At 63.4% G+C, this 6735-nt stretch carries 5 protein-coding genes and 2 pseudogenes; 4 read left to right on the forward strand and 3 right to left on the reverse strand.

Going from position 1 to position 6735, the window contains the following annotated elements:
* The 3 genes and pseudogenes from ABD819_RS21210 to ABD819_RS21220 form a co-directional block, all read left to right on the forward strand.
* Positions 1–127: pseudogene (locus ABD819_RS21210) on the forward strand (IS481 family transposase); the annotation flags it as partial.
* Positions 128–175: 48 nt separating this feature from the next.
* Positions 176–1507: a sensor histidine kinase gene (locus ABD819_RS21215; RefSeq protein ID WP_345127654.1), complete on the forward strand. Its 1332-nt coding sequence runs from the start codon at positions 176–178 to the stop codon at positions 1505–1507.
* A 125-nt stretch (positions 1508–1632) separates the two neighbouring features.
* A complete protein-coding gene (locus ABD819_RS21220; protein WP_345127656.1) occupies positions 1633–2973 on the forward strand; it encodes an ammonium transporter in 1341 nt (446 codons plus the stop codon).
* A 76-nt stretch (positions 2974–3049) separates the two neighbouring features.
* Here the strand turns inward: ABD819_RS21220 and ABD819_RS21225 are convergent, their stop codons facing one another.
* The 3 genes from ABD819_RS21225 to ABD819_RS21235 all read right to left on the reverse strand — a co-directional run bounded on the left by ABD819_RS21225 (position 3050) and on the right by ABD819_RS21235 (position 5990).
* Positions 3050–3760: an SAM-dependent methyltransferase gene (locus ABD819_RS21225; RefSeq protein WP_345127658.1), complete on the reverse strand. Its 711-nt coding sequence runs from the start codon at positions 3758–3760 to the stop codon at positions 3050–3052.
* Between the two features lie 173 nt (positions 3761–3933).
* Entirely contained in the window at positions 3934–5454 is a 1521-nt protein-coding gene (locus tag ABD819_RS21230; RefSeq protein WP_345127661.1) for a T9SS type A sorting domain-containing protein, read from the reverse strand.
* Positions 5455–5465: 11 nt separating this feature from the next.
* Positions 5466–5990, reverse strand: coding sequence for a hypothetical protein (locus ABD819_RS21235; RefSeq protein ID WP_345127662.1), 525 nt, complete (start codon positions 5988–5990; stop codon positions 5466–5468).
* A gap of 264 nt (positions 5991–6254) precedes the next feature.
* Between ABD819_RS21235 and ABD819_RS21240 the strand changes: the two are divergent.
* Positions 6255–6735: pseudogene (locus tag ABD819_RS21240) on the forward strand (hypothetical protein); the annotation flags it as partial.

The raw sequence follows: 6735 nt of genomic DNA on the forward strand, positions 1-6735 counted from the left end.
CTTTGCCAAACGCCTCAAACGGCTCAAGGGATTGACACCCTACGAATTTGTTTGTGCGGAATGGCGGAAAAATCCTAGTAGCTTTATTCGAGAACCGACCCACCATACTCCGGGACCATACACCTAGAGCGGTCAGACCGGGCGGCCCGCCCCCATTGCCCTGGTGTGTAATTCCATGACGCTCCGCCTCAAATTCATCCTTTTCGTCGTCCTTATTCACACGGTGCTCATTGCGCTGGCGGCCCAGCTGCGGACCACCAATCCGGTGTTATTCGTTGGGAGTGAGGTGCTGCTGCTCGTCAGCATTGTGCTCACCGTGCAGCTGTACCGGGGCTTTGTGCGGCCGTTTCAGCTCATTGCGGCGGGCACGGCGGCCATTCAGGCCAAGGATTTCTCGATGAAATTCGTACCCGTGGGCCAGCGGGAGATGGACCAGCTCATCACGGTCTACAACCAAATGATTGATGCGCTGCGGCGTGAGCGCATCAGTCAGCACGAGAAAAGCGTGCTGCTGGAGCGCCTCATTCAGGCCTCGCCGGCGGGTATTCTTATTCTGGATTTTGAGGGTCGGGTTGAAAGTGCGAATGCTGCGGCCGCGCGGTTCATGGGCCAGCCGGCGGCTACGCTGCCGGGCCAGCTGCCCGCCGACTTGCCCGGGGCCTGGGGCCCGGCCCTGGCCGCCCTCACCGAAAGCCAGGCGCAGGTGCTGCGCCTGTCGGGCCTCGCCACCTACCGGGCCACCGCCGCGCATTTCCTTGACCGGGGCTTCACCCGCCGCTTCGTGGTGCTGGAGGAGCTGACCCAGGAGCTCATCCGTCAGGAAAAACAGGCCTACGAACAGCTGATTCGGATGATGGCGCACGAAATCAACAACTCCATCGGGGCCATCAACTCCATCCTGCACAGCTTCCACCACTACGCGCCCCAGCTCGCGGCCGACGACGAGCCCGATTTCACCCAGGCACTCGACGTGAGCATTGCCCGCAACACCCAGCTGGCCAACTTCATCGGCAGCTTTGCCCGGCTGGTGCGCCTGCCTCCGCCCACGCGCCAGCCCACCGATGTGCACGCGCTGCTGCACGGCATCGGCCGGCTCCTGCAGCCGCAGAGCGAGCAGCGCCGGGTGCAGTGGCACTGGGCCCTGGCCGCCGAGCCGCTCATAGTCAGCCTCGATGCGCAGCAGCTGGAGCAAGCCCTGCTCAACATCGCCAAAAACGCCCTCGAAGCCATTGGCGAAAGTGGCAACGTGTGGGTGCGCACCACCGCCCAGCCGCCCTCGCTTACCATTGAAAACGACGGGGCCGGCCTCACGCCCGAAGTCAGTCAGCAGCTATTCACTCCCTTTTTCAGCACCAAGCGCGACGGGCAGGGCATCGGCCTCACGCTGGTGCGGGATATTCTGCTGGCGCACGGCTTTTCCTTCTCATTGCAAACTGAACCGACTGACCGGACGGCCTTTTGTATTGAATTTGTTCAGGAACGAAGGCCTTTGGAATATCAGGTTTAAAAAAATAAGCTATTTGAAATAAGGCCTGTTATTTGACAGGGTATCATGTCAAAAGTTGTGATTTTAGTAAATAACGCCTTTAAATAAATACGGTATTTTGAAAAAATACGTAACTTGTTTCTTAAATGACCTTAGAAAACATAGTTACCTCGAATCGTAAGCAGCGCCTGGCCACGCTGTGTCTGGCCCTGCTGCTCATCCTGGCGTTGACAGCGGCCCTGCTGCCCCAAAACCATCCCGAAGCCAAGCCCAATGCCTTCGTCGCGGCCGACCTGGCCTGGATGCTCACCGCCTCCGGGCTGGTGCTGTTTATGGTGCCGGGCCTGGCATTTTTCTACGGCGGCATGGTGAGTAAGCGCAACGTTATTTCCACCATGCTGCAGAGCTTCATTGCCTTGGGTGTGATTTCGCTGCTCTGGTACGTGGTGGGTTTCTCGCTGGCCTTTGGCGACAGCCTCGGCGGCATCATCGGCAACCCACTGACGTTTTTGCTTTTTAACAATGTGGGTACGGCTCCGCACCCGCGCCTGGCCCCCAACCTGCCACTGGTGCTCTACGCGGCGTTCCAGCTGAAATTCGCCATCATCACGCCGGCTCTCATCAGCGGGGCCTTTGCCGAGCGGATTCGATTCTGGGGCTACCTGCTGTTTATGTGCCTGTTTAGTCTGCTCATCTATTGCCCGCTGGCCCACTGGACCTGGCACCCCGACGGCTTCCTGTTTAAATGGGGGGTGCTCGACTTTGCGGGCGGCACGGTGGTACATATCTCGGCGGGCTTCGCGGCGCTGGCCGGGGCGTTGGCGCTGGGCCGCCGCGAAACCCACAAGGCCGGTCATCAGCACATTCCTGTCAATATTCCGTTTGTGCTGCTGGGCACGGGCCTGCTGTGGTTTGGCTGGTTTGGGTTTAACGCCGGCTCGGCGTTGGCAGCCAATACGGTGGCGGTGCAGGCTTTTTTTACCACGCACATGGCTTCGGCCGCCGCCATGCTGACGTGGATGCTGATTGAAGCCGTGCGCGGGCAGCGGCCCTCGGCGGCGGGGGCAGCCATTGGGGCGGTGGTGGGTTTGGTGGCCATCACGCCCGCGGCGGGCTACGTGAGCTACGGCCCGGCGCTCTTTATTGGGGTGAGCGCGGCGGCCGTCAGCGCCTGGGCCGTGGCCCTGAAAAACCGCACGACGCTCGATGATACCCTCGACGTATTCCCCTGCCACGGCGTGGGCGGCATCGTGGGTATGATTCTCACCGCCGTGTTTGCGCAGCAGGGCGGGCTCATTACGGGCTCCACCACTTTGTTGCTGCACCACTTGGGCGCGCTGGTATTCATTTCCGCCTTCACGTTCGGCGGCTCCTTCCTACTCTACAAATTCACCAACCTGCTGATTCCCATCCGGGTGAATGCCCGCCACGAAGCCGACGGCCTCGATGTGAGCCAGCACGGCGAAACCATGCTGGTCGCCGCGTAGGGGCGGGTCGCACCCGCCCCTACGCCTGAAAGTGGATGCCGGATTCCGGGCAACGGCGGGCGGGTGCGCCCTGCCCCTACATCCCAATCACAAACACCGTCGGAATCTTGTGCAGCTCCGGGGCCGGCAGCCGCCGCCAGTCGGCTACGGGCAGGGTTTTGATGAACTCGCCGGCTCCGGTCACATCGGTCGCTACGCACAGGCGGGTGCCGGGCTGCAGATGGGCCAGTAAATCGGTGAACAAGGCCCCGTTGCGGTAAGGCGTTTCAATAAAGAGCTGCGACTGCTGCCGCTGCTGTGCCTCCTTTTCCAAGGCCTTGATGGCCGCCACGCGGGGCGCTTTCTCAATGGGCAGGTACCCGTGAAAAGCGAACTGCTGCCCATTCAGCCCGGAAGCCATCAGGGCGAGCAGCAGCGACGACGGCCCCACCAGCGGCCGCACCCGCAGGCCCAGCCGGTGGGCTTCCCGCGCCAGGGCCGCACCGGGGTCGGCAATGCCGGGGCAGCCCGCCTCGCTGAGAATGCCGGCATCAATTCCATCTTTTACCAGCGGGGCCAGGGCGGCGCGCACGTCCGCATCGGAGCTGTCTTTGTCGATGACCACGAAGCGGATATCCTCAATCACGCGGTGCGGGGCCACGCTTTTTACGAAGCGCCGCGCCGTGCGGGCATTCTCCACCAGAAAGTAGGGGAGGGCCGCCACGGCGGCTATCACCTGCGGCGGCAGCACCTGCGCGGCCGTATCGTCGGCCAGGGGGGTGGGGAGGAGGTACAGGGTTCCGGGCATGGCGCAAAGGTAGGTTCGGGCGCGCGGCACCGGGTGGTGTCGTGCCGGGTGCTGCTGACCACTACCCCGGCAGCAACGGTTGAAACCAAAATTGCTCCGCTCCCGAACCGGGGGCGGAGCAATTTGCTCGGGAACACGATGCCAACCAGCCGGGACTGGTTTTGCAAGGCTGATTAGTCCCGTTTCAGCATCCGGGTGAAGAATTGGTCGCCCTGGCGGGCGCGCAGGGTGTAGACGCCAGTGGCCAGCGCCCGCACATCGAGCTGGAACCGGCTGGCCCCGGCGGCCACCGTTTCCTGTCGGCTAATCATCAGTCGCCCAGTCATGTCGTAGAGCTCAATTTGCACCGCGCCCGTTCCGGAAGTCATCAGGTCGAGCGTGAGGTATTCCTGCAACGGTACCGGGTAGGCTTCGAGCTTGAAGACCGGCGGCCCGGCAAAGTGCAGGGTTAAGCGGCTGCTGAATTGGGTGTTGCCATCGGTATCAAGCTGGCGCAGGCGGTAGTAGAGCGTGGTAGCGATGGAGCCCACGTTCTTATCGACCGCCGTGGAGGCCGCCGGCGACCAGCGCTGGCTGGCAATGGGCTGCCGGCTGATTTCGCGCCAGCGCTGCTCGTCAGTCGACCGCTCGATAACGTACCAGCCGTTGCTCGGCCGCGTGGTGGTCGACCAGGTCAGCACCGCGTCGGCCTGGCGGGCAGTGCCGGCAAACAAGGTCTGGTTGGCCGGGGCGGTTGTTTTGCTGCCGCTCAGGCTCACCGTGTACCAGGCATTGAGCTCGGCGGTAGCCACCGTCACCGAACGCCCGGGGGCCGGCTGGGGCTCGCCGGTTTTCACCCAGCTCAGGCCTTGGTTGGTCGAGCGCCACACCTGGGCCAGGCCGCTGCCGAAATCCAGGCCGTGGTCGTTGTCGGGTAGCCAAGTTAGGGCTAGGCTCACCGGCTGCGCGGGGCGCTGGCCGTCGGCGGTGCCGAGCCGCCAGATGCGGTCGATGCTGCGCTTACCGGCAAAGTCCGGGCTTTGGGCATACGAGTAGTTCAGCTGGTTCAGGCCACTGCGGCGGTCCACCGTTAGGGTTAGCGCCTGGCCCTGGGGCTTCAGCACAAAGCCCATGTTGCCAAAGTCGACGGCTTCGGTGCCGCGCACGGCTTGCTGCTGCACCAGGCTGCCCCGCACGCAGTGGTGGTCGTCTTCGGCCCCCGCCGGGCCGGGGCTCAGCACCGTTGCCCCCGCCGCCAGCCGCAAGCTGAAGGCGGCCGTGGTGGTCAGGTTGCCCGTAGCCAGCCGCAAGCCGGCGGCCACCGTGGCATCCGAGCCCAGCGTGGTGCCGGCCGGGTTGTCGAGGCGCAGGTGGTAGAGCGTAGCGCCGTTCATGCTGAGTACGTGGGGGGTCATGCCCATCAGCACGACCGTGCTATGGCCGGCCAGCCATTTGCCGGTGGCCGTATTCAGCAGGTTTCCTTCGTCGATGAAGAGCCGGTTGGAAGTGCTTCCGGCTGCGGTGGTCAGGTTGAACTCGCCGGCGTTCTCCACATCGCCGCGCACGTAGCGCACCGAGTCGGTTAAGGCGACGAGGCCGCCGGCACCGTTGTAGAGGGCTTGGCCCTGGCTGGTGTGCGGGGCCGTAGCACCACACACCAGCAGCAGAGCAAGCGCGACCTTGGGAGGTTCGAAACTTTTGAGGTATCGGTTCATGGTCGCGTTAATTAATTCCAAAGAGTGGCATTAGAAACAAATACCGCTGTTGAGTTTGCTGGAATAATTGTGGTAGTTGCGTTGTTCAGGTTGACCAGGACCGGATTTGCAGAGGTGTTTCTAACATAGACTATTCGGCCTGCAGAGTTGTTACCGCTCAGTGACACTTGGTTGTTAGAAGCAGTATTGCTTCCACCTGATACTCTAATATAGGCTGCGGTGCCTAAGTTAAAGTCAGCAAGACTGGTTATCGATGGTGCTGGGTTCAGGGTAGCATTGGTACCTGCAATAATGCCGCCGCTGCTAATGGTAACAATAGCGTCTTTTCCAGCAGCGCCGGTAGCGCCAGTTGCGCCGGTAGCGCCGGTGGGGCCGGCAGGGCCGGCAACTGTGCTGGCTGCACCGGTAGCGCCGGTTGGGCCGGCAGGGCCAGTGGCACCGGCAGGAACAGCAAAAGCAAATACAGCGGCAGAAGAGGTGCCAGTGTTAGTTACGGTAGCACTTGAGCCAGCAGCACCCGTCGTAGTGGTGCCCACGGCAATCGTAGCAGCTGCCCCGTTTGTGCCCACTGTGCCTTGAAGACCCTGGGGACCAGCGGGACCTTGGACGCCGGTTGCTCCAGCAGCTCCAGCAGGAACCGTGAAGGCGAGTATTGCGGCAGAAGAGGAGCCAGTATTAGTCACTGATGCCTGTGAACCAGCAGCGCCAGTGGTTGTAGTACCCACAGCCACAGTTGCCGCTGCGCCGTTGGTGCCAGCCGTGCCAGCCGTGCCAGCCGTGCCGGTCAGGCCGATGGGGCCTTGTGCGCCGACTGCGCCGTTGGTGCCGTTGGTGCCGTTGGTGCCGGTCAGGCCGATGGGGCCTTGTGCGCCGACTGCGCCGTTGGTGCCGTTGGCGCCAGCCGCGCCGGCCAGGCCGTCTGCGCCGTTGGTGCCGTTGGTGCCGTTGGTGCCGGTCAGGCCGATGGGGCCTTGTGCGCCGACTGCACCGATTGCACCGACTGCGCCGGTCAGGCCGATGGGGCCTTGTGCGCCGACTGCGCCGACTGCGCCGACTGCGCCGTCCACGCCGTTAGAGCCAGCCGCGCCGACTGCGCCGGTCAGGCCGATGGGGCCTTGTGCGCCGACTGCGCCGACTGCGCCGACTGCGCCGACTGCGCCGACTGCGCCGACTGCGCCGTCCACGCCGTTAGAGCCAGCCGCGCCGACTGCGCCGGTCAGGCCGATGGGGCCTTGTGCGCCGACTGCACCGGTTGCGCCGACTGCGCCGTCCACGCCGTTA

Origin of the sequence: Hymenobacter antarcticus (assembly GCF_039539545.1) — a bacterium.
Taxonomy (GTDB): Bacteria; Bacteroidota; Bacteroidia; order Cytophagales; family Hymenobacteraceae; genus Hymenobacter; species Hymenobacter antarcticus.